General features: G+C 37.5%; 26 protein-coding genes. 9 read left to right on the forward strand and 17 right to left on the reverse strand.

The features are described 5' to 3' along the window. A partial coding sequence (locus CJD36_RS23550) for a hypothetical protein (protein WP_205685674.1) occupies nt 1-217 on the forward strand: 217 nt, incomplete at its 5' end. 199 nt (nt 218-416) lie between these two features. Here the strand turns inward: CJD36_RS23550 and CJD36_RS21280 are convergent. Beyond that, nucleotides 417-3,137: a PAS domain-containing protein gene (locus tag CJD36_RS21280; RefSeq protein WP_161499413.1), complete on the reverse strand. Its 2,721-nt coding sequence runs from the start codon at nt 3,135-3,137 to the stop codon at nt 417-419. Next, nucleotides 3,107-4,483 carry a PAS domain-containing protein gene (locus CJD36_RS21285; RefSeq protein ID WP_105041234.1) on the reverse strand — a complete coding sequence of 459 codons (1,377 nt, stop codon included), beginning with the start codon at nt 4,481-4,483 and terminating at the stop codon, nt 3,107-3,109. The genes CJD36_RS21280 and CJD36_RS21285 overlap by 31 nt, the downstream gene beginning before the upstream one ends. A gap of 424 nt (nt 4,484-4,907) precedes the next feature. Here CJD36_RS21285 and CJD36_RS21295 point away from each other — a divergent pair, with 424 nt between their 5' ends. The 3 genes from CJD36_RS21295 to CJD36_RS21305 all read left to right on the forward strand — a co-directional run bounded on the left by CJD36_RS21295 (nt 4,908) and on the right by CJD36_RS21305 (nt 7,715). Continuing rightward, nucleotides 4,908-5,369: a response regulator gene (locus CJD36_RS21295; RefSeq protein ID WP_105041236.1), complete on the forward strand. Its 462-nt coding sequence runs from the start codon at nt 4,908-4,910 to the stop codon at nt 5,367-5,369. 358 nt (nt 5,370-5,727) lie between these two features. Beyond that, nucleotides 5,728-6,153, forward strand: coding sequence for a response regulator (locus tag CJD36_RS21300; protein ID WP_105041237.1), 426 nt, complete (start codon nt 5,728-5,730; stop codon nt 6,151-6,153). Nucleotides 6,154-6,614: 461 nt separating this feature from the next. Continuing rightward, complete coding sequence (locus tag CJD36_RS21305; protein ID WP_105041238.1) at nt 6,615-7,715, forward strand: hypothetical protein; 1,101 nt, start codon at nt 6,615-6,617, stop codon at nt 7,713-7,715. A gap of 670 nt (nt 7,716-8,385) precedes the next feature. Here the strand turns inward: CJD36_RS21305 and CJD36_RS21310 are convergent. Together CJD36_RS21310 and CJD36_RS21315 are read right to left on the reverse strand one after the other, a co-directional pair. Then, nucleotides 8,386-8,811, reverse strand: a complete 426-nt coding sequence (locus CJD36_RS21310) for a response regulator (protein ID WP_105041239.1) — start codon at nt 8,809-8,811, stop codon at nt 8,386-8,388. A gap of 68 nt (nt 8,812-8,879) precedes the next feature. After that, nucleotides 8,880-10,418, reverse strand: a complete 1,539-nt coding sequence (locus CJD36_RS21315) for a carbon-nitrogen hydrolase family protein (protein WP_105041240.1) — start codon at nt 10,416-10,418, stop codon at nt 8,880-8,882. Nucleotides 10,419-10,658: 240 nt separating this feature from the next. Here CJD36_RS21315 and CJD36_RS21320 point away from each other — a divergent pair, with 240 nt between their 5' ends. Then, nucleotides 10,659-10,850 carry a cold-shock protein gene (locus CJD36_RS21320; protein WP_105041241.1) on the forward strand — a complete coding sequence of 64 codons (192 nt, stop codon included), beginning with the start codon at nt 10,659-10,661 and terminating at the stop codon, nt 10,848-10,850. A 71-nt stretch (nt 10,851-10,921) separates the two neighbouring features. On the opposite strand, the gene CJD36_RS21325 is transcribed toward CJD36_RS21320, so the two are convergent. Next, nucleotides 10,922-12,016, reverse strand: a complete 1,095-nt coding sequence (locus CJD36_RS21325; RefSeq protein WP_105041242.1) for a fatty acid desaturase family protein — start codon at nt 12,014-12,016, stop codon at nt 10,922-10,924. A 141-nt stretch (nt 12,017-12,157) separates the two neighbouring features. Here CJD36_RS21325 and CJD36_RS21330 point away from each other — a divergent pair, with 141 nt between their 5' ends. Together CJD36_RS21330 and CJD36_RS21335 are read left to right on the forward strand one after the other, a co-directional pair. Beyond that, nucleotides 12,158-12,355 carry a hypothetical protein gene (locus CJD36_RS21330; RefSeq protein ID WP_105041243.1) on the forward strand — a complete coding sequence of 66 codons (198 nt, stop codon included), beginning with the start codon at nt 12,158-12,160 and terminating at the stop codon, nt 12,353-12,355. Nucleotides 12,356-12,842: 487 nt separating this feature from the next. Beyond that, complete coding sequence (locus CJD36_RS21335; protein ID WP_105041244.1) at nt 12,843-13,874, forward strand: chemotaxis protein CheB; 1,032 nt, start codon at nt 12,843-12,845, stop codon at nt 13,872-13,874. A 422-nt stretch (nt 13,875-14,296) separates the two neighbouring features. On the opposite strand, the gene CJD36_RS21340 is transcribed toward CJD36_RS21335, so the two are convergent. The 6 genes from CJD36_RS21340 to CJD36_RS21370 form a co-directional block, all read right to left on the reverse strand. Then, entirely contained in the window at nt 14,297-14,791 is a 495-nt protein-coding gene (locus tag CJD36_RS21340; RefSeq protein WP_105041245.1) for a SprT-like domain-containing protein, read from the reverse strand. A 179-nt stretch (nt 14,792-14,970) separates the two neighbouring features. Further along, a complete protein-coding gene (locus CJD36_RS21345) occupies nt 14,971-15,717 on the reverse strand; it encodes a hypothetical protein (RefSeq protein ID WP_105041246.1) in 747 nt (248 codons plus the stop codon). A gap of 463 nt (nt 15,718-16,180) precedes the next feature. Beyond that, the gene (locus CJD36_RS23095) at nt 16,181-16,993 is read right to left on the reverse strand and encodes a hypothetical protein (RefSeq protein WP_105041247.1); all 813 of its coding nucleotides are present in this window, start codon (nt 16,991-16,993) and stop codon (nt 16,181-16,183) included. 457 nt (nt 16,994-17,450) lie between these two features. Next, nucleotides 17,451-18,134: a hypothetical protein gene (locus CJD36_RS21355; RefSeq protein ID WP_105041248.1), complete on the reverse strand. Its 684-nt coding sequence runs from the start codon at nt 18,132-18,134 to the stop codon at nt 17,451-17,453. A gap of 62 nt (nt 18,135-18,196) precedes the next feature. Continuing rightward, nucleotides 18,197-18,451, reverse strand: coding sequence for a hypothetical protein (locus CJD36_RS21360; protein WP_105041249.1), 255 nt, complete (start codon nt 18,449-18,451; stop codon nt 18,197-18,199). A gap of 640 nt (nt 18,452-19,091) precedes the next feature. Next, nucleotides 19,092-19,448 (reverse strand): hypothetical protein, encoded by a 357-nt coding sequence (locus CJD36_RS21370; RefSeq protein WP_105041251.1) that lies wholly within the window; start codon nt 19,446-19,448, stop codon nt 19,092-19,094. Nucleotides 19,449-20,064: 616 nt separating this feature from the next. Between CJD36_RS21370 and CJD36_RS21375 the strand changes: the two genes are divergently transcribed. Together CJD36_RS21375 and CJD36_RS21380 are read left to right on the forward strand one after the other, a co-directional pair. Continuing rightward, nucleotides 20,065-20,646 carry an NUMOD4 domain-containing protein gene (locus CJD36_RS21375; RefSeq protein WP_105041252.1) on the forward strand — a complete coding sequence of 194 codons (582 nt, stop codon included), beginning with the start codon at nt 20,065-20,067 and terminating at the stop codon, nt 20,644-20,646. Beyond that, a complete protein-coding gene (locus tag CJD36_RS21380; RefSeq protein ID WP_105041253.1) occupies nt 20,624-21,778 on the forward strand; it encodes an AAA family ATPase in 1,155 nt (384 codons plus the stop codon). The genes CJD36_RS21375 and CJD36_RS21380 overlap by 23 nt, the downstream gene beginning before the upstream one ends. A 73-nt stretch (nt 21,779-21,851) precedes the next feature. Here the strand turns inward: CJD36_RS21380 and CJD36_RS21385 are convergent, their stop codons facing one another. The 6 genes from CJD36_RS21385 to CJD36_RS21410 form a co-directional block, all read right to left on the reverse strand. Next, on the reverse strand, nt 21,852-22,529 hold the full coding sequence (locus tag CJD36_RS21385; protein ID WP_105041254.1) for a hypothetical protein: 678 nt from the start codon (nt 22,527-22,529) through the stop codon (nt 21,852-21,854). Further along, complete coding sequence (locus CJD36_RS21390) at nt 22,526-23,014, reverse strand: hypothetical protein (protein ID WP_105041255.1); 489 nt, start codon at nt 23,012-23,014, stop codon at nt 22,526-22,528. The genes CJD36_RS21385 and CJD36_RS21390 overlap by 4 nt, the downstream gene beginning before the upstream one ends. A gap of 125 nt (nt 23,015-23,139) precedes the next feature. Further along, a complete protein-coding gene (locus tag CJD36_RS21395; RefSeq protein ID WP_133162751.1) occupies nt 23,140-23,535 on the reverse strand; it encodes a hypothetical protein in 396 nt (131 codons plus the stop codon). A 271-nt stretch (nt 23,536-23,806) separates the two neighbouring features. Beyond that, nucleotides 23,807-25,018, reverse strand: a complete 1,212-nt coding sequence (locus tag CJD36_RS21400; protein WP_105041257.1) for a site-specific integrase — start codon at nt 25,016-25,018, stop codon at nt 23,807-23,809. 511 nt (nt 25,019-25,529) lie between these two features. Then, nucleotides 25,530-25,943: a hypothetical protein gene (locus tag CJD36_RS21405; RefSeq protein WP_105041258.1), complete on the reverse strand. Its 414-nt coding sequence runs from the start codon at nt 25,941-25,943 to the stop codon at nt 25,530-25,532. A 4-nt stretch (nt 25,944-25,947) separates the two neighbouring features. After that, entirely contained in the window at nt 25,948-26,358 is a 411-nt protein-coding gene (locus CJD36_RS21410) for an ester cyclase (RefSeq protein WP_105041259.1), read from the reverse strand. Nucleotides 26,359-26,421 lie beyond the last annotated feature (63 nt).

Below are 26,421 nucleotides of genomic sequence, written 5' to 3' on the forward strand. Positions count from 1 at the left end.
TAGCAGCGATTTTGAGGACTCCCATCCTGTAAATATAATCGGTTACAGACTGTTCGTGTATGATATTTTGAATAATGAGCGAGCCCCGTTCTTCCGGATGTCCGAAGGGCTAGGAAGTCAAAATAAACTCCAAATAAATAAAAAAAATACTTTATTGAACTGGCGTTCGATAGCTCCCTTGCTTACCATGACAACAGTTATCGAACCGCCAATTTGATTAATACCTTCCCGCCGAAAGCCGCGTCGGTAAAGGAAATGGGGCTACTCGCCACGAGCAGCCCCATCAATATTCGAGCAATTTCGCTCTAAGTGCCCCAGACGGGAAGTTTATCGAACCAAATGATGGAGGTTTTGACGCGGTTAAGTAAAATACAGCTTTACTGCGTCTGAATGCCGTCGCAAACGGATTTCTATTATTAGTTCCTGATGCTCGGCGGAACATCTGGAAGAACGGGGTCTACAGGAATATAAATGTCAAATCTTGCTCCTTCGTTCAGTTCACTTGTTGAAGTTATGATGCCGTTGTGGTTTTCAACGATCCTTTTACAGATCGCCAGGCCTATTCCCGTACCCTTGTATTCCTCAACGCTGTGAAGACGCTGAAATACTTCGAAAATACGGTCTTGATATTCAGCCTCGAAGCCTATGCCATTGTCGGTAAAAATAATGTGACAGTAGTTAATTTCCGGTAACAGTTTTTCATTATTTAAAGTACTCCCTTTTTCTATTTTGCTTGTTATTGTGATATGTGGCGCCGTGTTTTCCTTTGAGAACTTTAGGGAATTGCCAATCAGGTTGTTCAGAAGTTGTCGAAATTGAAAGCGTATGACGACCATATCGCCAAGACCTGTTGCGTCTATAGTTGCTTTCTTTTGTTGTATAATTTCTTCAAAGTCAAATTTTACTTCATCCAAAAGTAAATTGAGGTCTGTTTTTTCAAATATTTTTTCTGAGTTGCCTGAGCTGGAAAAGGCAAGTAAATCTTTTATTAGCACTTGCATACGTTTAGAAGTTTCCCGCAATCTCAGGAAATATTTTTTGCCAAGATCAGATAAATTTTGTTCTTCTTCTGCGAGAATAACGTCAACGAAATTATTTATTTTACGCAAAGGCTCCTGTAAATCGTGACTCGAAATATATGCGAAAGCGGTTAAATCCCTGTTCGCATTTTCAAGTTCAACATTTATTTTTTTTAACTCTTCTGTTCTTTTCTCCACTGCTTTTTCTAATTCTTTTCTCTGTTCTTTCTGCTCATGAATATCTGTGTTGCTGCCCACCCACATCAATATTTTACCTGTTTCATCTTTAATGGGTACAGCCCTGCTCAAATGCCATCTATACTCGCCTTCCTTATTTTGAATGCGGCACTCCATGTCGAAAACATCACCTGTGGCAATAGAATGTTTCCAATTAGCTACTGTTAACTTCAAATCGTCTGTATGGATTGACTTTTCCCAACCCCAATCTTTTAGTTCGTCAAAGGTTAGACCTGTATCATCAAGCCATTTTTGATTAAAAAAGATCATATTCCCTGCGGCATCAGCGTTTGTTATTTTTTGGGGCATAGAATTTGTCAGCACTCTAAATTGAAGTTCACTTTCTTCTATTATCAATTTTGCCTTTACAATTTCTGTAACCTCATAGCCAAAACCCAAAATGGAATAGATTTTTCGATTTTCATCAAACATCGGTTGGTAGCTAAAATTGAAGTAGCCCAACTCAGGTGTATGGCCTTCTTCCCGGGCAAATGTGACTGGAATATCGAAACCAACATAGGTTTCTCCCGTGTTGTAAATGTTATCCAAAAGCTTGTCAAAACCTTGGCCTTCCATTTCAGGTAGTGCTTTTATGAAAGGCTTACCTTTTAATATACGGCTCCCAAATAGTTGCTGGTATTGCTTATTTACTAATGAAAACACATGGTTTGGGCCTTCGAGCGTACATGCCACATATGGGGCATTCATGAGCATCTCTTCATGCATAATAACCTGCGCTTCAATTTTTTTACGTGCAACCACCTGTTCGGTTACATCAGTAGCTAAAGACATTACACCTGAAACAGACCTGTCATTTTCGCGGTACGGCTGGTACACAAAATTGAAATAACGAGTATCTTTTTCTCCGTTTTCGCGCAGGAAGTAAGCAGGCTGCTCGCTGCCGTAATGGGTAGCCCCATTTTCAAGAACATCTAACAACAATGCCATAAAAGGCTGTTCTTTCATTTCAGGTAAGATTTCCAGTAATGGCTTGCCCAGTACTTCCTTTCCCACATTAAAAATTTTAAGAAGGGGCTCATTCGCCACTTCCATTTTCAATTCCTTCCCTTTGAAAATACTAATTGGAAAAGGCGATTTCTCCACCAGGCTCCTAAACCGCTGTTCGCTTTCTTCAATCTTCCTTTTTGCAATCACCTGCTCGGTTACATCATACCCAATAATAGTAATACCCGAAATAGTTTGGTCCGCTTCCCAATAAGGCTGGAAAACAAAATTAAAATACTCTTCCCTCGCATGCCCGTGCACATTATGTGGGCTCTGCACTTCTCTACCCTGATAAGGAACACCGGTGGCCATCACTTCATCCATCAACGCGGGGAATGGCGTATCTTTAAGTTCGGGCATAAGGTTAAGCAGCGATTTACCTTCTACGTCATTCCCTTTACCCCAAACTGCTTTAACCCTGTCATTGGCAAAGGCAATCACCAAATCTCTGCCTTTTAGCACGGCAAACGTAAATGGCGAATGCATGAGCATCATGTTGTACCGCTTATCGCTTTCTTCTATTTTTTTACAAGCAAGTATCATTTCTGTTACATCGTAGGCAATCGTGATGACCCCAGAAATTGTTCCATCGGCATCATGGTCAGGTTGATAAACGATATTAAAATATCGCTCTTTCATTTCATCCTTATGCTGTAACCGTGCAAGCATTTCGTTGACGTAAACAGGAATGCCGGTGGTGTAAACGCTATCAAGCATGGCAGGGAATGGCTGGTTTTTCATTTCTGGCAACACTTGCATCAAGGTTTTGCCTTCTACATCCATTCCTTTCCCCCAAAATTCTTTTGTCAAATCATTGGCAAGGGTTACTGTCATGTCTTTTCCCTTCATAACACAAAAAGCAAATGGCGATTCCATGAGCATGGTGTAATAGCGCTTATTGGTTTCTTCCACCAATTTCGATGCTTTTTGCTCCGCCCCCGCTTTGCTTCTAATGCTTTTTTAACGATCACCGCAGCGGTTACCTCGTAAGCAATAACGGTAACACCCGAAATAGTTTCGTCTGCTTCCAAATAAGGCTGGTAAACAAAATTGAAATAGACATCTTCCAATTTACCATTGCGAAAAACCGGGGCCAAAAGTTCCTCTCCTGAAAAGGGAACACCGGTGGTGTACACATTATCGAGCAAACCCGGAAATTCGGAATCTTTGATCTCAGGCAAAACTTCAAGTAGAGGCTTTCCTTCCAAGTCCTTGCCTTTTCCCCACATTTCTTTTACGGAATCGTTGGCAAGGGTTATCACCATGTTTCTTCCTTTAAGTACAGCAAAAGCGAATGGCGATTTCATAAGCATCATGTTGTATCGCTTTTCGCTGTCTTCAATCTCCTTCAACGCTTTTTGCTCCGCCTCATACTGCGCCTCTAATGCTTTTTTTACTATTACAGAGGCGGTTACGTCAAAGGCAATAATGGTAACACCCGAAATTGTTTCATCTGCTTCACGGTAAGGCTGGTAAACAAAATTATAATATACATCCTCCTTTTGTCCTTCAATGTGCTTCGGGGCCAGGATTTCATTGGCATGATATGGAATTCCTGTTTTGTAAACTTCATCAATCAGAGTTGGAAATGGGGTGTCTTTTAATTCAGGAAGAACCTCAATCAATGGCTTCCCTTCAATGTTGTTTCCTTTTCCCCAGGTTTCTTTCAAACGGTCATTGGCAAATGTGATCACACTGTTTTTACCTTTCAGTACTGCAAAAGCGAATGGCGATTGCATGAGCATCGTGTTGTAGCGTTTTTCACTATCTTCAAGCAGTTTCAACGCTTTCTTATCAAATTCAATCTGTGATATCAATAGCTCATTTTCTGTAACATCCTCCGCCCGCTGAATTATATACTTCACATTGTTTTGCTCATCGAGCACGGGCGAGTTAACCGCCTGCCAATATCTTACGTCAAAACCTCCACCCTCCAGTTCCGGCTTTGGAATATCATATTTAACCACCCGCAACTTATCACTTACTTTATTTTTTATTACCCGGTTAAACGAAGCTCGTAAAATACTTTCTCCGTTTGAGGTCATATCACCAGGATTGTCGGGAAATACGTCAAAAATATCACGCCCGACTATGTCTGCTCTAACCGTTCGTGTAGTTATTAAAAATGCGTCAGATGCGGCCACTATAGCACAGCTGGTATCGATGACGACCAACAATTCAGAAGACTGTTCGAATATATTTATATAATCCTTTACATTCATGGGTTTCGTAAATGTCCGATAAAAAGATGATTCCTGTGTTTTATTTTCCACCGATTATAAAAAGCGGAAATGGCGGCCTATTACACCTGATGATTTTATAGATTTCCATGGACTATCAGCACCAAACTAAAGCAGAAAATGGAATAGACTAACAATCTTCACGCACAATACGTATAAATTTTTGGGAACCAGAAAACCTATTTTTAAAATAACTTTTTTTCCCATATCCCGCCCGAAAAAGTGTACCTTTATCGCTACAATGCGATATCTGCGTTGCAATACTATTCTTAAACAGAATTTATTTTCCTGCCCCCTTTTTTTTGAGGGTTGACAGTGCATATGTCCTCTTGGAGAAACAAATCCAAAGCACTTTTTTTACCATCATTTTGTCATTGTTTTTGCGGAGTGATTTAATTAGTTGCCTATGATACACACACTACAAAATGCATCACTTAATATTCTGCTTGCAGATGATGATGCAGATGACCGCTACTTCTTTGAAAAAGCACTTAATGAGTTATCAATTGTTACAAAATTTATATCTGTTTCCGACGGAGCGAAGCTCATGGATTATCTTTCTAAAAATTCAGAGAACTTACCTGATATTATTTCCCTTGATTTCAATATGCCTCGTAAAAACGGCTTAGAATGTGTTAAAGAAATAAAACGGAATGAAAACCTAAAGCATATTCCCGTAATAATGTGCTCCACTTCATTAGGAGATCAGATTATTGATGTATTATATTCAATGGGCGCTCACTACTACCTGCACAAATGCAGCTTCCAAGAGCAAATAAAGTGCATTCAAAATATCCTCAACATGCTGATGGAAAATCCCATGCAGCCTTCAAAAGACAAGTTTATACTCAATTTGCAGGAAGTGTAAATTCAAAATTCATTTACCATGATGACAATTATAGTTGACATTTCCAGCCTGAGAAAAGGCTAGCCCCTATAAACCCTATCAAGGGTAAAGATACTAAAATATTGAAATTTCACCTCCGGCATTAAACCTGCCAAAACCTATAAAAAACGCCTTATAAATGTAGTGATTAAATGTCCTGGTTTAGGATATCCGCTTAGTTAAACCTCATATCTGACATACCAATTAATGTAGGACATAAAACGAACGAGGTATTAAAAGGCATCTTAAGGGAAAGATATCCAATGATGGTTATTCACCTATTTCCATTCGCAAATATAATCTGTGGCATTATATTTATATTATTTTTTGAAATGGAATTATGAACAAGCAAGGGCCTATCATTATTATTGAAGACGATGCCGATGACTGCGAGGTATTAAAGTCTATTTTTGAAGATTTGAACTATGAAAACGAAATTGTCTTTTTTACCGACGGGGAAAAAGCATTGGAGTATCTAAAGGTAACCGAGCTTTTCCCTTTTCTAATATTATCAGACGTAAATCTGCCTAAATTAGACGGCTTCGAGTTGAGAAGCATGATCTATACAAACAATGAACTCTGTAAGAAATGCATTCCTTACCTGTTCTTTTCAACAGGTGTAAGTCAAAAAGCTGTATATGATGCTTATACAATGTCCGTTCAAGGCTTTTTTCTAAAACCATCAAATTATACTGAAGTTACGGACACAATAAAAGCTATAGTTACCTATTGGCAAAAATGTTATGCACCAAATCATCTTGAATGACAAGGACACTTAGTGTCTTATGTTAAAATTATTCATAGGAACATTCAATAACCAATAGTTCTCTGAACGCCAGATTGACCTTTTAATTATAACTGGTTCAGACTAATACATAAAAAATGTAGTAAATAAACTAACTATTTAAACTTACTAATAAAGGCTACATTTTACTGTAGCCTTTATTAGTAAGTTCACAACCTCCACCCGACTTTAATATCTAGTTGCAACATTAAATCCGTGCCCATTTCCTTTTCTTCTTGTTTGTTCAGATAAGATGCACCAATACCTATGTCGCTGCCCAAATACAGGTGCTTGGACACTTGTACATTTATAGAGTTATTAATAATAGCACCTAGTTGCGTTACGGGTAGAACAATTTCTAACTAATAATGTCCTTTTAGTCAATCTTAGTAACGAAACTAAAATATTCATTTGACAAAAAATGCTATGTTTGTTCAAAAGTAATGGCAATCTTTGGTCAAGGATTTACGGATTCGGAAAAATACCTAAACGAGCTATGTAAGAAAACATTTTTATCCTTATGGAGTAATGTAAATGTTTTTAGGGAACCAACGAAAGAGTTATGTGACCTGCTAGTCGTTGCTGGAGACGACATTATTATTTTTTCTGTAAAGGATTGTATATTTCCTAATATAGAAAACATCGAACTTGCTTGGCAACGTTGGTTTCGTAGCGCCGTTTCTGATTCAGCTAAACAACTATGGGGAGCGGAAAAACGTATCATAAAGTATCCCAACAAAATTTATACAGATAGTAAGTGTGAACATAAACTTCGAATACCTGTAGAGATCACCGAGAAAACTAAATTCCATTTAGTTTTGGTAGCTCATGGAGCATCTTCGGTATGTAGAGAGATGTTTGGCGGTAGTGGTAGTCTAATGTACGACAATCAAATTGTAGGAGTTAATCAACATGTAGTTCCTTTTACCATTGGTGATTTGGACGTTGAAAAATCTTTTCTACATGTTCTGGATGATACAACTTTGGATATAATATTGAAAACAAGAGATACGGTAGCGGACTTTACTTCATATTTATCAAAGAGAAAGAAATTTTTACGATGGGCAATTAGAATTTCTAGCACTGGCGAAGAAGAAATGCTGGCCCACTATCTTAAAGAACTCAATGAAGATAAGGAACACGATTTTGTAATTCCTAAAAATCATAATTCAGATACTGAAATTTTGTTCGCTGAAGGTGCTTGGGACTCTTTTCAAAAAAATCCCCAACGAATTGAACAGCTTAGAGCAGATCAAATCAGCTACCTGTGGGATGAGATAATTGAAGAATTTAGTAGGCATGCAATAGCTGGCACACAATATGAAGTAAGTGCTGGTGGTTTTCTTGACAGTGAGAGGGCTATAAGATTTCTGTCGTTAGAAACGCGCCTCACAAGGCGGGTATTAGCAAGAGGTCTGAGCGAAATGATTACTCAAACTCCTAGTAACCTTCGAAGAATAAGAGTGTTTCCTATGAATCATGACGGTATATTAGACAGAATAAGAAGACAACAACTGCGATCAATAATAGGCCGCGCGTCTTAGCATCTAACTTTATAGGTGTTGATTTATACTTGCTGAGGTCAATTTGTTCCATGTAGATAAAATTATGAATATTTTTTTAACATCATTCAATTGAACAAATTTTTTAGAGCGCAAGCCGACAGGTCCTATACGGAGCTTACTCCGTTAATGCTCAGCTGGTTTGATGCACCATGTCATTCACTAATAAACACTCTACAGCATCATTCTAAGCTCTTTCTGGGGTCAATATTGACCCCGACTATATAAGCGCTGCATAGTTCAACAAAACTTTAGAATAGCCAATAGTGCAGCCTATGCAACATCTACTGCGACATTTATAGCGACGTTTAGTGCGACAAGTAAATCATAGGGCATAAAAAAGAGCTGTACGACTGTACAACTCTTTTTTATTCAATCACTTTATGATTGTGGTCCCACTCGGGTTTGAAGCATGCCCCCCCTGATTATGAGCTGGCATAAATTCACCACAATTATTATAAAAAGATCCTTTCAAGTTTTGTTCCAGTTCAAGTCTGTCAAGACATGGAGCTTATTTTACAGATAAATATTCTCCTATGACAGCGGTAAAAATGGGAATAAAATAGCAATTTGGAAGCAACTTTATTGCGACTGTCAACGCGACAAATTTTAAGACATCAAAAGCAATAGACTAACTAAAAATTGTTCCGGCTTAGTCAAATTGATTAGGTGCGATACACTCTTGCCAGTATTCCACTATTTTTCTTATAGTACTTTCAAGTCCATCTATTGAATTGGGTTTTACAAAAAATCCTTGCACTGATAAAGCATATGCATCCAAAACAGCTTTCTTCGTAGTTGCAGTTGTAAAAAACAGATAAGGTATGCACTTAGTCTGTAGTTGTTCATTAGTGAAAATCTTACTTCTTAATTCGAACCCGTTTATCCTTGGCATATTGACATCCGATAAAATCAGAAAGGGATGTATTTCTGTTTTATTTAAAAATTCAAGTGCTGCATTGCCATCCGTGAAGTAAACAATTTCATTTTTGTATTGCAGTTTGTCAAATATTTCGATGAGCAACTGCTGGTCATCGATGTCATCTTCAATAACGATAATCGGCCCGTTCTTGTTCATACAGTAACAGCTATATTATATTTCCAAAGGTAAAGTATTGGTGATTAATATAGCAGTAGTTACAACATCTAATATTCGGTTTTTAAATCACCATCTCTTAATTTCAATTCATAAAAATCAGTTCGCCTGTCTTTCAAATTTCTTACGCTTCCATAACTATGCAACTCGTCAAGTAACGATAGGTCGACTTCCGCAATAAGTATCATTTCAGTGTTGGCGGTTGCCTCACTTTTTATACAGTTTGACGGAAACGCAAAATCGCTGGGTGTGAATACCGCTGCCTGTGAGTACTGGATGTCCATGTTTTCCACTTTGGGCAGATTGCCTACACTGCCAGTTATAGCCACATAACATTCATTTTCTATTGCACGCGCCTGTGCACATAGCCTGACACGCATGTAAGCATTCTGTGTATCCGTGAGGAACGGTACAAATAGTATCTGCATACCCTCGTCGGCAAGCAGCCTTGCCAGTTCGGGAAACTCGACATCGTAACATATCAGTATACCCACCCTGCCAGCATCAGTATGGTAAACCTTTAGCTTATTGCCGCCTTGTATACCCCAGTGCTTTGCCTCGTCGGGAGTAATGTGTATTTTTTCGTATTCATCGACGGCGCCGCTGCGGTGACATAGAAAACCTACATTTTTCAAGGAGTCTTTCTCGATACTTGGCAAGCTGCCAGTGATGATATTGACATTGTAACGAATAGCCATTTCCCTAAACCTATCCTTTATTTCTGGAGTGAATTTAGCCAATTCGCGCATTGCTTCAGCCTCTGATAAATGGTTAAATCCTGCCAGCAAAGGCCCGTTGAATAATTCAGGCAGTACTGCGAAGTCACTTTTGTAAGCCGATACGGAATCGACAAAATATTCCAGTTGGCTAAACATTTCATCCATGTCCTTGTAAAGGCGCATCTGCCATTGTATCAATCCCACCCTCACATAAGTTTTTACATTGAACAGGTTTTTACGATCTGCCTCGTAATACACGTTTACCCATTGCAGTAAAGTTGCAAATTCTTTGCTCTGCTCGTCTTCGGGCATATAGTTATTGAGTACCCTGATAACATGAAAATCGTTAGAAAGCTGGAAGGTGAGCACCTGGTCGTATATTTCCTTGTTCTTTACCTTCTGTATATATTCTTTAGGTGACAACTGACCGGCATATTCATGATAATTAGGCAGTCTCCCGCCAAAAATCACCGCTCTCAAATTCAGGTTTTCGCAAAGGTCTTTCCTGGCATCATAAAGCCTTCTTCCCAATCTCAGCCCCCTGTAATCAGGATGTATGAACACTTCAATGCCATATAGCACATCACCCTTACGCGTATGGGTATTGAAGGTGTAGTTACCCGTTATTTGTTTGTAAGTATGGACATCACCAAATTTTTTATAGTCAACGATAAGCGAGAGGGCGCAGCCGATAACTACGCCGCCAGACTTAATTACGATCTGACCCTCCGGGAATTTACTTATCAGGCTTTGTATTGCGTCGGCACTCCAATAACCGCCCTGCCACCCTTGATAGGAAGCTTTCATCGCCGAAAGCAATTCCTTGTAATCATCGAAATGTAATGCTCCTATTTCTACTTGTTCTATCATAAAACGGTTCGGTATTAAAATTTGATAATAAAATTTAAGGTCAAATAATATGGCAAATGTAGCCGTGTGTAGGGAATACCTAAGGTTGGTAAATACATTACTACCAAAGTAGCTTATAGTGTTTTGGCTATGGGTTTATCAATGTCAATCTCTTAAGATATTAAACGCTCAAAAAATATAATTTTTATAGATAAATTAAATACGTATCTTTACCCTTTATTAATAGTTTAAATTTTAAGAATGCAACAAGGTACAGTAAAGTTTTTCAATGAAACTAAAGGATTTGGTTTCATATCACCATCAGCAGGCGGCGCAGATGTTTTCGTTCATGTTTCGGGCCTTGCTGGTGAGATTCGTGAAAATGACAGCGTGTCTTATGAGGTAGAAAATGGTAAGAAAGGTTTAAATGCAGTTAACGTCTCCGTTATCTAATATTTTATATTTATCATTTAAAAGAAGCTGCTCAAATGGGCAGCTTCTTTGTTTTATAGCTTCCCTGTTTTCTAATAAGAAGTCTTCGTTTCCATCTTTAGGCCGACACCCAAGGAGCGCATATGCCGGTAATGTGAAGCTATCGCACTACCCATTGTAGGTATAGAGTTATACTGGATACCGAACTCTACACATTTTGCCTGTATTATTTTGCTCAGTGCCGGGTAATGAACATGGCTTATCCGAGGGAAAAGATGATGCTCGATCTGATAGTTGAGCCCGCCTACAAACCAGGTTATAAACAAATTTCCAGGAGCGAAATTTGCAGTCGTTCTAAGCTGGTGGATTGCCCATTCATTTTCGATTACCACATCGTCATCCCCGCAAAACTCGAATTCTGTTTCTTCAACAACATGGGCCAGCTGGAATACTACAGCGAGTGACAAACCTAATGTAATGTGCATACAAATAAAACCAACAAGCCACCGCTGTGATCCTACTATTGCTATAGGAATAATGATGTAAAAAAATATGTAAAGCGCCTTACTAAACCAAAAGATAAAATGCTCTTTGAAAGTCATGTTTTTCAGCTCAGTGGTATATATCTTCCGGGTGCCATATTTTACGAAGTCAGTAACGAATATCCATAATATAGAACTCAGGGCATAAATAACCCATAGATAGATGTGTTGGATACGGTGAAGCGGTTTCCATACCTGAGTGCTACTCTGCCTAATCAAAGGGCTCTTTGCAATGTCGTCATCTATCCCATCGACATTAGTATATGTATGGTGGATGATATTGTGTTTCTGTTTCCATATGAACGCATTACTACCCAATGCATTAAGTGTAAGCCCCATTAGGTCGTTTACCCACTTTTTACTTGAATAACTGCCATGATTTGCGTCATGCATAATGTTAAACCCAATACCGGATAGAACGAATCCTAACACCGAAGATAAAATCATCCCGATTGGTAGAGAGTAACTATATGTCAGGAGATAAAAATACAGCGCCAAAGCAGATAATATCAAAATCAGAGACTTAATATATAGCCTCCAATCACCAGTTTTCTGTATTCTTCCTTCAGCGAAGTAACCTTCCACATCTCCTTTAAGGGACTTAAAGAACACGGCTTTTTTGTTATTGTAGACGAGCTTTCCCATGTCACAAAAATGAATAAATTTGTAAAAAAAAGCAAAAAAAATTAGAGAGAAATTTTGTGCTTTTATATTACGCCGAAAGAGCTTGTATTTCTATATTTTTGCTTTTGTCTCATGATAAGAAAAAGAGCTTCATAACACTTTATGCTGATATATAAGGTAACCTTCATTAAGAACAAAATCGATTCATGCAGACTATCAGTAAATACTATAATGGAAGGTAGTTATACCTGTGAGCAACATAACGGGTTTCTCATCTATGCGTTAATCAAGGCAGAGAATGAAGCAAAGGCAAGAGGGAAAGCATTGGAACTTATTGAACAAGTTTCATCAGCAAGGTAAATCAACAAGATATTCTTGTATCTGGTAACGTTAGGATACAAATACCGAGTTGACTTTTCAATGGGCACCTGATTTCTAATCGGGTTTACTTCCTACTTTGTGTGGAGGGCGAAAGGCAAGGCTTTCGGGCTGCTGTAAGTGGGTGTCAATATTGACCCCGGACTAAATGCTCTCTTTTGTTCCTCTTTTGGAGTTGTTTTAATGACTTCATATCATGTTTGTCATGTCTAAGGAACACAATCAATTCGTGCAAAATAAAGCTGAAACAAAACCCAGTGCTTTTTTAATGGGATTTAGTAAGCAGAACGTTGTTATTTTTTGAATTGACAAGGCTGGAAATTGTCTGAACATGCAAAGACGTTATGATGAGACGATTTGAGAAAAACAAAACATCATACTGAGGATAAAATATTTACTAAGTAATTATTCATGGACATAAATGTATCCAAGGGCATAATTATTACAGTACAATATTAAATCATACTATATGAAACCAGTAAAATCCCCAAATACAAGTCATAAAAGCAAACAAATTGTTGTGATCGGTACTTCCGCGGGTGGACTGAAAGCATTGATAAGTTTAATTAGCCAATTACCTTCTGATTTCCCGGCGCCTTTGCTTATTGTTCAACATATTTCTTCAGATGCAACAGGAGATGTGTTGATGGATGCCCTGAACAAAAATGGAAAACTCTGTAGTCGTCACGCAGTCCAAGGCGACATTGTCCAAGCAGGCAACATTTATTTAGCGCCATCAGATCATCATTTGATGATTGAAAAAGGTGGCACCTTGTTGGTCACAAAAGGGGCGCAAGAAAACCGTTACCGCCCTGCCATCGATCCATTGTTTCGTTCTGCGGCAGTAGCGTTTGGGAACAGGGTAACTGGAATACTTCTCACTGGTTATTTAGATGACGGAACCGCAGGATTGATTGCTGTACAGAGATGCGGAGGTATCTGCATTGTTCAAGACCCCAAGGATGCAGACTATCCCGACATGCCGGCGAATGCCTTAAACCAGCTCAAAGTAAATTATTGTCTGCCGATTGCACAAATGGGTGGAGTGCTGTTAAATCTAATGCAGCGGAAACTTAAAACCCAGAAGAATATTCCAAAAGATATTGAAATTGAATCTACCATAGCCGAAAGAGTGTTAAGCGATTTGCCTTCCGTCAACTCATTAGGTGAACAGGTCCCATTTAATTGTCCTGGTTGTGGTGGTGTATTATGGCGTATTGATAAAGGGACTTTAATGCGTTATCGCTGTCATACAGGCCATGCCTACACTGCAGCGGCACTGCTTGCTGAACAAACAAAACAAATTGAAGAGACGATGTGGACGGCATTGCGCATGTTTGAAGAACGGAGGAACCTGCTGACAACGATGTCTAAAAATCTGAAAGGTGGTGCATCGAAATCTGCAATTGAACGAGCTAAACAATCGCAGGTACATATTGAACGTATCAAAGCTATCCTTTTAGCAGATGACAAGGTAACGCAAAGCGATACGCCAAAGTAACATTTAATAGACTATACTTACAGAAACAACAAAGTTCAGGGACTGAAGTGTTTAGCTTAAAAAATGGACGTTATGTTTATAATGGAAAATATACCAGCACACAAACTGTCTTACGCTTTTTACACTTTCATACAGGACACCTGATTCATAATCAGGCGAGTGAACAAATTTGTTGATGAATGAAAGGCAATGCAGACAAGACAATTGTCACGTCACACTCGGGGTCAATTTTGACCCCGCATTAAAACATGCAGTTAGTTAACTTTTTAAATATCCTGAAAGCAACTTTATTGCGACAATCAGCGCGACAATTTATTATTAACGGATGGCTATAACGGTAGCTCATTAGAACAACATATTAAACGACAGTCCCTTTTCTCAATGGTAAAAACTAAAATACAATTTAAGTGCTGCTTATTTTTCTACTTATTGACCATACTTTCAGCGATAGAGCCAATAATCCATGGTGCAGTTGCACTCTGTCCTTCTGGACTGTTACCACTATGAGTATAATTCCATTCTCCATTTGTGATCCAATCTACAGCGTGTACAGTTTCATGTATAAGAGTGTTGGTAATGGATGAATGACTTCTGCGTAATTTAGCACTGTTAATTTTTATTTTGGTTACAGTTTTTGCATTAGCCCAAGCAATTGGACGCCAATAGTCAGTAACTTCAATCACACGGCCTAATTTTTGAAATTCATTCACTATTCGATGTCCACTATATTCAGAATTATCAAATCTCGCAATTGTATCGATTCTGTTATAGAATGATGGGTCTCGTAATATCTTATTAGCGGCTTCTACAGCAAATGCTATCTTTTTATTATTCCCAGAATAATGTAATTGCGTCACTTGACCGTTACAAAACTGGCTTACGCAAAGAGCTAATAGAACTAATATTTTATGGCGCATGTTTTGATTTTAAATGTAATTTATTTAATAAATCTATCTGATCGCTATATTTTGATAATAATAAACGTGTAGAAAATCATTTCCTTTTCCACACATTACCTCCATTTTGAAGTTAATTATCAGGCGTCAGCCTTTATGCATTAACGATCGAACTTAAACTATGAACATTATATTTGGATTTAGTATATCATAGGATTAACGCCAGACTGGATAAGCCATTCGTGATTCATTTGATGAAAGGTAGCGTTCATAACAACACCATTCGGTGACGCTGGGTCATTTACCCAAACCCAATATCGTGCAATTTTCTGTACTGCACTAACTTGATTTGGAATTGCAGGTATATTACCTCGACCTGATGGTGTTAAAATCTTTCTGAAAGTCACATTGCCTCGCGAATGTTGAACGATATACTCCCATAAGCCATTTAAATGTGGATAACCTTGTAATGCTGTGGTCAGATAAACATCCTCTATCGAAGGCGTGTCATTGATAAATTTGGCAATATTTTCATGATTGTTTGTAGTTTGCCCTGCGCCCACAGCTTGATTAAGATACGTGTCATCATGGTTCGGCAGTGGTATCAAAACGTCCTGAATCAAATCGGCAAAGGTCAGTTTAAACTGACTGCATAAAATAAGAATCCTTTGAAGTGTTGGTGGATTTGCATTAGCAATACCTTGCTGGTTCGCGGCAAATCTTCTCTGTGATAATGCTCTATTGTTTTGCGAGAAGTTTTCGAAAATTGGCCAAAAGTAATTCCTGCCATAGAAGAAGTCTGCCTGATTATTCGCATTACCTCCATCATTGTATGTGCCTATCATAAGCACCTTTGGGGCATACGGTGTTAGAGTCAGAATGGCGTTACGAGTTTGGAAGCCAGTATTTTCATTAAAGTGGTCTTTCTTTAAAAACAGATGCGGCACAAGCTAAAGTTTGATGCCAATATATGAGGTTTTGCCAATATTCTCAATTAAAAGTTTGGGCCTATAGCTTAGCTGGATTGACACACCATGTCAACCTTACTACGACGCCATTAGAAGCTGTCTGTAGGGTCAATTTTAACTACAATCAATTATAACAGCACAACTACAAGATATTAAGTTAGCGCAAGATAGTGGTCAGGTTTCTTCTACTATGATAAAAGCAGAAAAGAGCCCATAGTAGACTCCTTTCTGATTCCATACTCACTACCTATTTTCAAATCGATCTGCTATCGATTTTAATTCGGTAGCGTTCAATGTGTCACAGGATGCAAGCTCTCCGAGATCGACATACAACCATCCGTTAGAAACAGTTATACCTCTCTTGCCAGGATTGTGATAGTCTCCGGCGCTTCCAGTCAATAGTGCACCAGACAAATTTATTTCTCCTACATGGTATCAGTTATTATTTGTCGTCAAGTAATATTATTTTGCTTTTGGAATGGTTTAGCACGAACTTGAATCTAAATCCACTTTTTAAAGTTCCAAAACCGCCTTTGGGATATTCAAATCCGCTCGGAAAGAAAATAATATTTAAATGTCGATAACCAAGATCAAAACTATTTGCGCTACGCTTCAAAAAAATTCCAGAACCAATTTTAATCTTAGCATGCCTGTCTTTATATATAGCATAATAAATTGGATATTCTGTTTCATTTTTTAAAAAGATGGGCTCTTCTTTTTCTTTAATTGCAGATGTAGAGGGCGAAGTTGAAAATGACGGTTGTGTCAGAATATTTTGGTTTCCTGAGCTCAAGTCATCTATAAGAGATATTTTTCTTAGTCTCAACTGCCTATAAAATGAATCAGTTTTTTTCAATTCGAAATCATATATAATATTATTGTAATCAATCAACAAATCGACTAATTCTCCCATTTTCTCAATTTTTTTAAAATGGAAATCTTTGAATGTATCCATATTATAAGAAGTAACCAATGTCTTTCCATCCAATGATTGCATTTTGGATTTATTCCTATTAATATAGTTTGCTATAATGTTTAACTCTGAAACAGAAAAAGACAAGTACGTTAATCGTATAACCAAATTTTCAGTTTCTTTCAAAAGGTCTTTAAAATCGCGAATAGAACGTTCGCACACCTCAATCTCTCTGTCATTCCTAAAAAATATTCGATTATTTTCCTTGTTAATTATGATTCGCATGTGGTTAATATACCAAATACACTCATTTTTGTTTTGTAGTAGGACATCTGATAGCATAGGAGAGAATTTGCCTATTAAAGATACGAGGATTGCGTGTAATAAATAACCCCTATCAGGAGGTCAAATCCGCTAATGCTCAGCTGGGTTGATGCACCATTCACGTCCTACTCACAAACTCATTTGGGACTCTTTACAAGGTCATTCTGGACCTTCAATCTATGATAGCTTACAACATACTATCAAAAGCCAATAGTGCAGCCTATGCAACTGTTATTGCGACATTTAGTGCAAGTCATTTTAAAAAGGGCATAAAAAAGAGCTGTACGACTGTACAACTCTTTAATATTCAATCACTTTATGATTGTGGTCCCACTCGGGTTTGAACCAAGGACCCCCTGATTATGAGTCAGTTCTGAAATCTCTTATAATGCAGTAATACCAATGCTTTCAGCCTATTTGTACTTAGTTTGTCTAACAGTTGTAAAACATTGTGCTTGCTGGTTAAAAAAGTATGTCATGCCTCTCTGTTAGAGGGTCTAAATTTTGATGTTTTTTCCTCGCCCAACTTTTGGATTGCTTCCATCACGTCAATTTTAATCCATTGTTTTGTTTCAGGCACATAATAAACATAATCTTCTATTTGATGTTTGAGTTTGGGTTGTTGTTGCTTGATGAAGTCGAGCATTTTATCAAGTGACTCTGCAATTACCTCTTGAGATACGTCACCCTTTAATTCAAAATCAAAGGTTGTATTTGCATCTAGCTTTACTTTAACTCCAAACGTCATTTCTCTGCTTTCTACATTTCCTCGAGTTACCTTAAAGAAACTTTTACCTATAGATATTCTCCAAAGCATTACCGTTGCAATTTTTATCGCATCCCAAATAGCGTTCGGACCTACTCCCTTTAGGATTTCAATTAGTAACGGTTGAGAAATGACTATTTGAGAAATGATTTTATACAGTTCGAGATTTGCTGTAATAATCCCATTTTTATTGTAGCTGCTAAGCCTAAGCCCTGCACCTACTAAATGTTGATTTACCTCAGTTAGTTCGTTATCGTCAAATTCACCCATATATACCAAGTGAACAACATCGTCCCCCTGTTTTACACTTTTCATTCTTTCTTGTATCAGCTTTTCTTGTGCTTCTATTGCACTCTGATACTTCTCGTCATCAAAACGCTTATTTTCCTGCATTAGGTTTATTTTCTCAAATTTAAACAGAAATGAGGACTAATTGGCAGGCATATCAAGACGATTTAAGTGCCATTTCTAGCTTCTGTAAACAAAACCAGCATCAAGTACATAAAATTTTTGTTCTGCTTACTACAGATATCAAAACAGCTATCCATTAATTGGCCTCTTATTGCAGCTTCTTCAATAGAGTACATGCTACATGACCTTGCCAGTCTATCATATGTGAATTCCTGAAAAGGGTTTAATTCTTTAACTTCCTTCGCAATTATGTCAATGAAGGTTATTACGTCGTGCATGTTATTGATTTCTTTTACCATAAAATTGATTTAATTGTGAACTTATATGAGGTAACACGCAATGACACTGAATGGGGTTTATTATGGCAGGTTTAAAGCCCTTCATTGGCAGTGCGGAAGTTGTTAAGTAACTATGTTGTAGTCAGTAAAAGCTGCCACCAGTGCGGTTAGCAAGGGCGGTGGGCTATGTGTGTAGGTTGTGCGGTGGCTGCCATGCCAACTGCCCGCAAAAGATGGAAATGCAACCTTATTGTTTAGCCTTGTGTGTAGCCTATAAGGTTGCATGAAATCTATTGCAGAACGCTTTACGGCCTTAGCCCCGCAGGGAGACATAATAATAAGGGCAGATTGGCAAGCGTGGTGGCATCGAAAATTGAGGAAGCCCCGCAGATTTATTAATGCTATTATAGCCTTGTGTGTTGGCTATAGCTTTAATAAAGGTGCATAGGGGGCTGGAGTGGTGGGCTGTGAAGCGTTGGCAAACTATGACAGATACTGTAGGGCTGGCTTTGTGCGGAGTGGAGTAACTGCCATTTTTCATGGCTGTTATGCAACGGTGCTATCTGGCGTAGTTTTAGTGAGTAGGCACAGCAACACCATACCTTTTTACCTCGGATATAATGAGTGCTTAGATTGCACTTAACACAGTGAGATGAGGAAATTATAGGCCCAAATACTCTCTTATAGCTCCTTTAAATTTCTCTGATGTAGGAGTAGCCGTTTCACTCAAGGTAATGTCAAAATCCTTGCATAATTGCAATATTCTATCATCTATAGCAGCTACCCGTTCATTGTACTCAAATATTGAATCAGCGAGAGGTCTGTTCACTCCATTTAAGAAAGGACTATTGATATAAGACCAAGCATTGTGAATTTGTTGATGAAGCAACGCATGATTTTTTTTTTCTTCTTCTGACAGCAGCCCATAAGCTTTTAGATACTCTTCCTGCTCTGTAGCCACTTTTATCAGTTGATAGCAGGTTAATTCTAGGAATAGTACTTTTTCAAATTGGTTCATTTTCCTGGGTATTTGGTAAGCAAATATAAGGAAACAATGGCGGGGTAACACCCATCCCCAATGAAAGGACTGGGGTTGTTATAGGACTGGTACAATTTCTCTTATACAGGTCAAATTTTTTGGCGAAAAAAAAATATGATATTAATTTGAGCTTAAAAATGGGGGTCACAAACTAGTGTAGGGGGATTTGAATAGATTGGGGCTAGAATCTAAAGAAAGAAGCAACACTGTTTGGTTAAAACTCGACTTTTAACGACATATATACTACGTGTATCCTCCTACATCAGCCTCTCTGAAAAGTACCTGAAAATAGCTTGCGGCACGTACCCTTTCTTTCTCCTTCATTCTAATCTGTCAAGTTATAAATAACATTTTTGTCTTTTAATTAACTGTCAATTCGATTAACTTTGCATTATAGATTTATGTATATTAAAATTATGTTAAAGGCTGTTTAGGTTACGGACTGAAAATGAAAAGTCCAAAGTGCCAATATGATTTCAAAGCATGTAACGAGTTACACCCGTGCTTTGTTCTTATCGAAGAGCGTAACTCCCAATGGAAATGAAGACCTATTGGCATCATAAATTTTCAAAATCAAGTATAATATGAAATACAAATGCAGTTCACTCGTTGGGAACCTATTGCTGAGTTCAATGGTTTCTATAAAATAAGCGATGATGGTAGTGTTGATAGCGTTGAACGTATAATTACATTGCCAAATCAAAAAAAGCGCCTACTAAAGGCAAAAGCATTAAAAGTTCGTCGTAATAATTACGGCTATTCAGAAGTAAGGTTAAGTAAAGATGGGAAAACCTATACCCGCTTTATACATCGGTTAGTTGCAGAGGCTTTTTTACCTAATCCCGATAATTTACCTGAAGTAAATCACATATCAGGCGACAAATCAGATAATACGTCTGCCAATCTTGAGTGGACAACTCATGCTCTAAATGTCCAACATTCATACGATACGGGTTTGAACACCAATCAGAAAGGAAATCACACATTTGCAGTTGGGGTTATAGATAACCAACTTGGCAAACGGTTTTCCAATATAAAAGAGTGGTGCAGTGCAAGAGGAATTAATTATTCCACTGGCCGTAACATTTTATCTGGCCACAATAAATCGAAGAAGATAGACCGTACGTTAATTATCAAATTAAACAACAAACATTATGAAAGAATCAATGATTTTTAATTGGGGTGGGCTAAAATATAGTCTGCTAAAAAAAGAAGACCAATACTTTAACCACCTTATCGGTTATTGTTTTAAAAGTGCCGTTTTAAAAATCAAAAATAAACTCACTAAAAATAAGGTTGCTTCAAAATACACTGCCAGTTTAGGCGATATGATAAAACGCACCGCATCAGAACCCAAACCTAAAATGATATACTCTGGAATTAAAGAAAATTCTATCGGTATTATTTTCGGACCAAGCAAATCTGGTAAAACCATGTTTTGTGAGAACTTAGGCATGTGTATCGCATCTGGCGAGACTCAATACTTGGGGTTGCCTATTGATATTGAAAACAGAAAAGTGTTATTTATTTCCCTAGAAGAATTTTACACTGGCAGAACCGAAAGGAATAGCAAGCAAATTACAAAATTGACATCTGCTCATGGCACTGATTGGCTGGAAAATTATATTGTTATTAATGAACGGATGCCACGCTATCTAATTAGTGATGCTGACTGGAAAATTGTAGAAGATACAATATATGAAGTGCACCCTAGCGTCGTCTTTTTGGACTCTTTAACCCATATGTATGCTGGTCAAATTGAAGAGAGCAATAAAGCAAAAGAGGTCATGCGTAAAATTAAGGAGCTATCTGAAAACACAAAAACTACTATTGTTGTGATACATCATACTACAAAACTCTATGACAGACCTTTGAGCATTGACGTAGTTGCAGGTAGCAGAGTTATTGCCCAAGAGTGTGATTTCATGATTGGTTTAAACAAAGCAATGGATGGCAAGCGTTATATCAAAGATGTTGCATTCAGATATGCAGCTACAGACAATGATAAAGTGAAGACTTTTACGATTGACAATGACCTTTGGCTTAATATCTCTGGTGAAGCGGATGAAATAAAACTGCTTTCTGTAGCTGATGGTCGTAGGGATGATGCCAATAAGGAAAAGCTGTTAGATTTCATCGTTGGGCAAGACGAAAGGGGTGCTAAGATTATTCCATTTTCCTTAATCGAAGATAGATTTGCAGATAGCCGTGAAATGTCGAAACCAACAATATCTTCTAATCTCAAAAAACTCATTGAAGAAAAGAAGATTATTAAACTAGAGAAGGGTCAATATAAACTGGCATCTTAAATAGCTTAACTAGCTTAACTGTTCGACTTAACAGTAAGGGATAGTGTTTTTACATTCTCCCTTACTTTTTTGTTTAGTTAATTTCTGTTATTTCTCTGTGAGTGAAAATATCCAGTTTTTTGCCCTCTTCACCAGAAAAGGAAAGTATTCTACACAACTTATCGGCAGGATTGTCAACTAAAGATATCTCTTCAATTTCAATTATTTCATGGATAATCTCACTGCATATTTTACCCATGTATGCATAGCCTTTTAGGTGGTCACAATCTGCAAAATTTTGATTGCAAATCGAACATTCAGTAATACCTACAATGCACCCCCTGCTAGCGAATTTCATACTAGGAAACAGTAACGTTTCATAACCTTGTAGTTTATTGCCATACCCCATTAAATTCTGCCCGTGGAACGGCTGTATTCTTACGGCTGTTTCTATCAGCTGTTGAGCATTAACCAAGCAAACCCAAGCAGCATCGGTGTTATCTTCTTTAAGGCTAATTATTAACTTCAGTTCTTCTTTTATTGCAATCGCTGCAAATATCAGGCTAAGTAAGAAATTGGCTTTTTTTTCGTTGAGCAATTCTATGCTTTCAAGCTTTGCTTTCTCCAATTTGTCAACAAGCTTTTCAACCTCAAGTACTTGAGCTTTTTGTAATTCTATACCTCTTACAAATATCGCCTTTGATTGTGCTGTCGAAAGTGTTTTGTTATATTCGTCTAAAAGTTCAACCAACTCAGGAAATGGAAATTTCATTTAGTCATTTTTTTTATTAAATCTTCTATATTTTTTAATCCTTGGGCATCTCCTTCATAGGTGAGTTTCTTGTAAATTTTCTTTGGCGTTGTCTCTATGACTATTTCTAATTTAATTTTCTTTTCCCCAAATGAGCCTTTAAAAAAATCCGTAACATAGTTTGCTATTACGCTTAAGCCTATCGAAACCATATTAGGATTTTGGGTCCATAGACTGTATCCTATAAATAAAGTGGGACCATACCAATCTGCTGACCGCCTTTGCCTAGTTTTACTAATATTATCGTGTAGTCTTTCCTCAGGCAAATTATTCGCTTTAAATAATTTCCGTAATACTAGTGCATTATCAGTGTAGATGAATTCATCCATCGATTTTGCATCTTCTATATTTTCAGGGAGAAAGCAAAATGTTGAAGGCTCTATGCAATTAAGGTCTTTAAAACGATTGTCTAAATTGATATAATTGATTGCTTCTTTCTGTTCCATGTTTGTAATAATTGCATTTAAGTTTTGGCTATTATAATTACCCTTATGAATTTACTAATAAATTGGCAATTACATTCTTGTTTTATGTAGAATTACAAAAAGAAGGGGGCAGATATCTGCGCCCCCTATCTTGTATCCTTCATTGAGTAACAAATCCAACCTCCCTTAATACCCTCATAATCAAATATAATTCCCGCCTCAGATGTGCCATTAAATAGCATCAATTTGATATTTACCTTGACATTGCTATCGTCTACCCCTATCATATTCATTTCTGTTCCTTCTGCTTTATCAATAGTTTGTAGGTACTTAATTATATCCACATGCATCGCATTATCGCCTATATAAGCTACTATTTTATTTTCGTTAAAATCAACTGAAATAAGTGTGCTTACCTTTGTAATCTCTTTTGAGCCGCTCGGCTCATATATTGTTCTTTCAAAGGCCCTAAATTTATACACTTGGCTATACCCTGATATAGTGGTAAGCATCACAACAATGATAATCGTTAGTCTTCTCATTTGATTTTTTTATCGGGTTAAAATAAAATACCTGAACATTGACATTCACTTGTTCTTGAGGGGGTCGAAGCCCTATCGTACAAAGTGAAGCAACGCCCAGGCATAACCCGAGCATTTGCTAAACTTCCTCTGTACGATTTGAATTTTCGACCTTTCAAGAACAAAGACAGTTGTGCTAAATGCAAACTCTTATATGAAATGCTGTTGTTTTCTTATGTGCTTATTTTTTGTTTGAATTCAAAAGTAAGAAAATGATGGAGTTTAAGCAGGACTATTTTATCACTGCGGCAATTACTTTTTCATTGGCTGCATCAATTATCTCATTGCCATAGTTATCTAAGTAGATACCTGTTACTGCAAGCCCGTAACTATGCCCCAAAGCCTCCGAGATAATATCTTTTGAGTAGCCTAATGATTTGGCGATATTAGCCCAACTGTACCTAGCGTAGTAGGTGGTTACCTCTTTTTCGATTTTGCATTGCTCTGCAATCTTGCTTAGGTATTCGTTTGTTGTTTTTATCGCCTGCTTTACCTTCTTCTTTGCAATATCAGGGTTGTCACCAATGCTTAATACTGGTAAAAGATAATGGCTGGCAAGGCTAGTTTTATAAATACTCAAAATACCTGCTGCACTAGAGTTCAATTTGATACTATATACCTTATGGGTCTTGCTACGATTAAAGATTACTCTCCCATCTACATGGCTGCTACAAGTTAATTTGAACAAATCGGAGAAATTGGTGCCAATCAGATAGAAAGAGAGCAAAAAATAGTTTCTACTGTGCCATATAGGCGTATTAGGCTCTAATCCCAGCTTCACGATAGCTTTCATCTCCTTGGCTGTTAAAGCCCTAGAAATAGTCTTTTCCGTCTTTATTTTATACTTGCTGAACGGGTAATATTTCTGCTCGACTATATCTGCCTTAATAGCTTTGTTGTAAAGTGCTCTTATTTCCCTCATGTAGATAGCAACCGTATTTACCTTAATATTGTCTGACAACATAGATTGAGTGAACTGTTCCAGAAATTTGTAGTCGATGTTCTCAAATCTGATAGGCTTATTACTTGCAAATCTTATCAGTTTATTTGATGCATCTCTATAAGCATTTGCATTCCCAACTCTTCCTGCGTTCATAAGGCTGGCAATCTCGTTTTCGGCAAATGCGTTAAAGGTAGTTAAGGTATTAGGGTTGTTCGTGCAAGATAGGTCATCCACTGTGTACACTTTTTCCAGTGTTTCATATTTCAATGCCTTCTCTTGTATTTCATTCAAAGTCTGATTTACTTTAATGTTAATCAATTTGGCATTAGGGTGAGATGGTTTGACCTTCTGGGTTGTAGAGTTCCAGTCTTCTTTTTGCAAAATAACGTTTAGGGGTACAACCTTGTGTTTTCGATTATACGTTACCCTTAGCTTTAGGGAGTATTGTCCATTGCCCTTTGCTGTTCTTTCGTCAAGAAATAGTTTAAAACTAATTGCCATGCTTGTGGATTTGTAGCAAGGCACCTGTTTTTCTTGTAAAACATTTGTAAAACAAATAGGGTAATAAAGCTGATTTCTACCTTCTTCATCAGAGTACTCCTAAAAAGGAAAAATCCCCTAAAAAGCTTTATAGTATTGCTTTCTAAGGGATTTCATTCTGTGGTCCCACTCGGGTTTGAACCAAGGACCCCCTGATTATGAGTCAGGTGAACTATGTAAGTGGGTAGTAACTTTCTCTGAAGAGTTCAAGAGGGGGCATAATATTTGTTACTTCACTGTTACTTTTAAACAAACAAAAAAGCCCACAAGCTAATACTAGTGGGCTTTTCAGCTGATTAAAAATGTAGGCTCGACAGGGGAAATGTCGAACCAAATATGGGATGATTTGATTGAAATTTATAAGGTTGCGAAGAGACTTGGATTATAGAATATTTGTGCGGTGCCCTACGATGCAAAAATCCGGTTATAGAAGCCACAGAAAACAGAAACAGAAAAATTAACCTGATCTTTTTCATTTTGCTGCGTCTCGTTTTTGAATTACACCTATTAACGTTTTAATGATAAACAATTCAGCAACTAAAAACACCAATGGCATTAAAATCATTGCTGAAATATTTCCGGTTACCATCATTGTAATTATTGTTTGAATCTCAATCAAAGCTCTAATGATAGTAACAATGGTAATGCTTTCTGGAACTCCTTTTGCAGCCACAATAGCAAGGCCTAAACCAATGGCAAGATTTCTTGCAGCAAATTCAAAACTTGCGATTTTCAAAATGGCGTTAGTGAGGTCAAGTCCGGTACCATCTTTAAAAAGGATAGACATGTCAAAATAGCCCATAACGCCAAACAAAATATTTAGTAACGCTAAAATGCCAACTACAATTCTCAACCATTTTGGAACTATATCAATGTGTTTGCTCATAGGATTAAGATTTTAATTGTTTCATTGCCGTTCCCCAATCTTCTAAATGATGTACAGAAGTCAATTTGCCATCAATAACAGTGTGAAAATCAATCGACATAATTTTAAATGATTTTGTACCGTCTGTTGGTGTTCCCATAAAGTCGCCATTGGGTGTTCCACTAACCAAGCTGCGAACTACATATTTATTGCCATCATTGGCAATGTCTTGCGGTTCCCATTTTAGGTCCGGAATTAATTTCCAAAAGAATTCAACTTGTCCTATTAATGCAGGTTTTCCTTTGCTCTCTACCGAACCGCTTGAAATAAAATCATCGGCTAAAACTTCTGTCAATACAGCCGTTGGTGTTGTTTCTGTGTTTACGGTCAGTGCTTTTTTGTAAAATGCTGTTATAGCGTCCCTGTTCTTGTCCATTTTAAAACGATTGATGTGATTAATTATGATGCAAAGATGAGTGGGTTTCAAACTTTGCACAAT

Origin of the sequence: Flavipsychrobacter stenotrophus, assembly GCF_002954265.1 — a bacterium.
Classification (GTDB): Bacteria; Bacteroidota; Bacteroidia; order Chitinophagales; family Chitinophagaceae; genus Flavipsychrobacter; species Flavipsychrobacter stenotrophus.

Bases quoted from the DNA above. Each gene is read 5' to 3' on its own strand.
- CJD36_RS21285 (WP_105041234.1), bottom strand. From the start codon at position 4,483: ATGAATGTAAAGGATTATATAAATATATTCGAACAGTCTTCTGAATTG.
- CJD36_RS21280 (WP_161499413.1), bottom strand. From the start codon at position 3,137: ATGGAATCGCCATTTGCTTTTTGTGTTATGAAGGGAAAAGACATGACA.
- CJD36_RS21370 (WP_105041251.1), bottom strand. From the start codon at position 19,448: ATGAACCAATTTGAAAAAGTACTATTCCTAGAATTAACCTGCTATCAA.
- CJD36_RS21385 (WP_105041254.1), bottom strand. From the start codon at position 22,529: ATGAAATTTCCATTTCCTGAGTTGGTTGAACTTTTAGACGAATATAAC.
- CJD36_RS21410 (WP_105041259.1), bottom strand. From the start codon at position 26,358: ATGGACAAGAACAGGGACGCTATAACAGCATTTTACAAAAAAGCACTG.
- CJD36_RS23095 (WP_105041247.1), bottom strand. From the start codon at position 16,993: ATGCTATCAGATGTCCTACTACAAAACAAAAATGAGTGTATTTGGTAT.
- CJD36_RS21300 (WP_105041237.1), top strand. From the start codon at position 5,728: ATGAACAAGCAAGGGCCTATCATTATTATTGAAGACGATGCCGATGAC.
- CJD36_RS21315 (WP_105041240.1), bottom strand. From the start codon at position 10,418: ATGATAGAACAAGTAGAAATAGGAGCATTACATTTCGATGATTACAAG.
- CJD36_RS21295 (WP_105041236.1), top strand. From the start codon at position 4,908: ATGATACACACACTACAAAATGCATCACTTAATATTCTGCTTGCAGAT.
- CJD36_RS21380 (WP_105041253.1), top strand. From the start codon at position 20,624: ATGAAAGAATCAATGATTTTTAATTGGGGTGGGCTAAAATATAGTCTG.
- CJD36_RS21330 (WP_105041243.1), top strand. From the start codon at position 12,158: ATGCTGATATATAAGGTAACCTTCATTAAGAACAAAATCGATTCATGC.
- CJD36_RS21395 (WP_133162751.1), bottom strand. From the start codon at position 23,535: ATGAGAAGACTAACGATTATCATTGTTGTGATGCTTACCACTATATCA.
- CJD36_RS21310 (WP_105041239.1), bottom strand. From the start codon at position 8,811: ATGAACAAGAACGGGCCGATTATCGTTATTGAAGATGACATCGATGAC.
- CJD36_RS21390 (WP_105041255.1), bottom strand. From the start codon at position 23,014: ATGGAACAGAAAGAAGCAATCAATTATATCAATTTAGACAATCGTTTT.
- CJD36_RS21340 (WP_105041245.1), bottom strand. From the start codon at position 14,791: ATGCGCCATAAAATATTAGTTCTATTAGCTCTTTGCGTAAGCCAGTTT.
- CJD36_RS21360 (WP_105041249.1), bottom strand. From the start codon at position 18,451: ATGGTAAAAGAAATCAATAACATGCACGACGTAATAACCTTCATTGAC.
- CJD36_RS21320 (WP_105041241.1), top strand. From the start codon at position 10,659: ATGCAACAAGGTACAGTAAAGTTTTTCAATGAAACTAAAGGATTTGGT.
- CJD36_RS21325 (WP_105041242.1), bottom strand. From the start codon at position 12,016: ATGGGAAAGCTCGTCTACAATAACAAAAAAGCCGTGTTCTTTAAGTCC.
- CJD36_RS21400 (WP_105041257.1), bottom strand. From the start codon at position 25,018: ATGGCAATTAGTTTTAAACTATTTCTTGACGAAAGAACAGCAAAGGGC.
- CJD36_RS21375 (WP_105041252.1), top strand. From the start codon at position 20,065: ATGCAGTTCACTCGTTGGGAACCTATTGCTGAGTTCAATGGTTTCTAT.
- CJD36_RS21305 (WP_105041238.1), top strand. From the start codon at position 6,615: ATGGCAATCTTTGGTCAAGGATTTACGGATTCGGAAAAATACCTAAAC.
- CJD36_RS21355 (WP_105041248.1), bottom strand. From the start codon at position 18,134: ATGCAGGAAAATAAGCGTTTTGATGACGAGAAGTATCAGAGTGCAATA.
- CJD36_RS21335 (WP_105041244.1), top strand. From the start codon at position 12,843: ATGAAACCAGTAAAATCCCCAAATACAAGTCATAAAAGCAAACAAATT.
- CJD36_RS21405 (WP_105041258.1), bottom strand. From the start codon at position 25,943: ATGAGCAAACACATTGATATAGTTCCAAAATGGTTGAGAATTGTAGTT.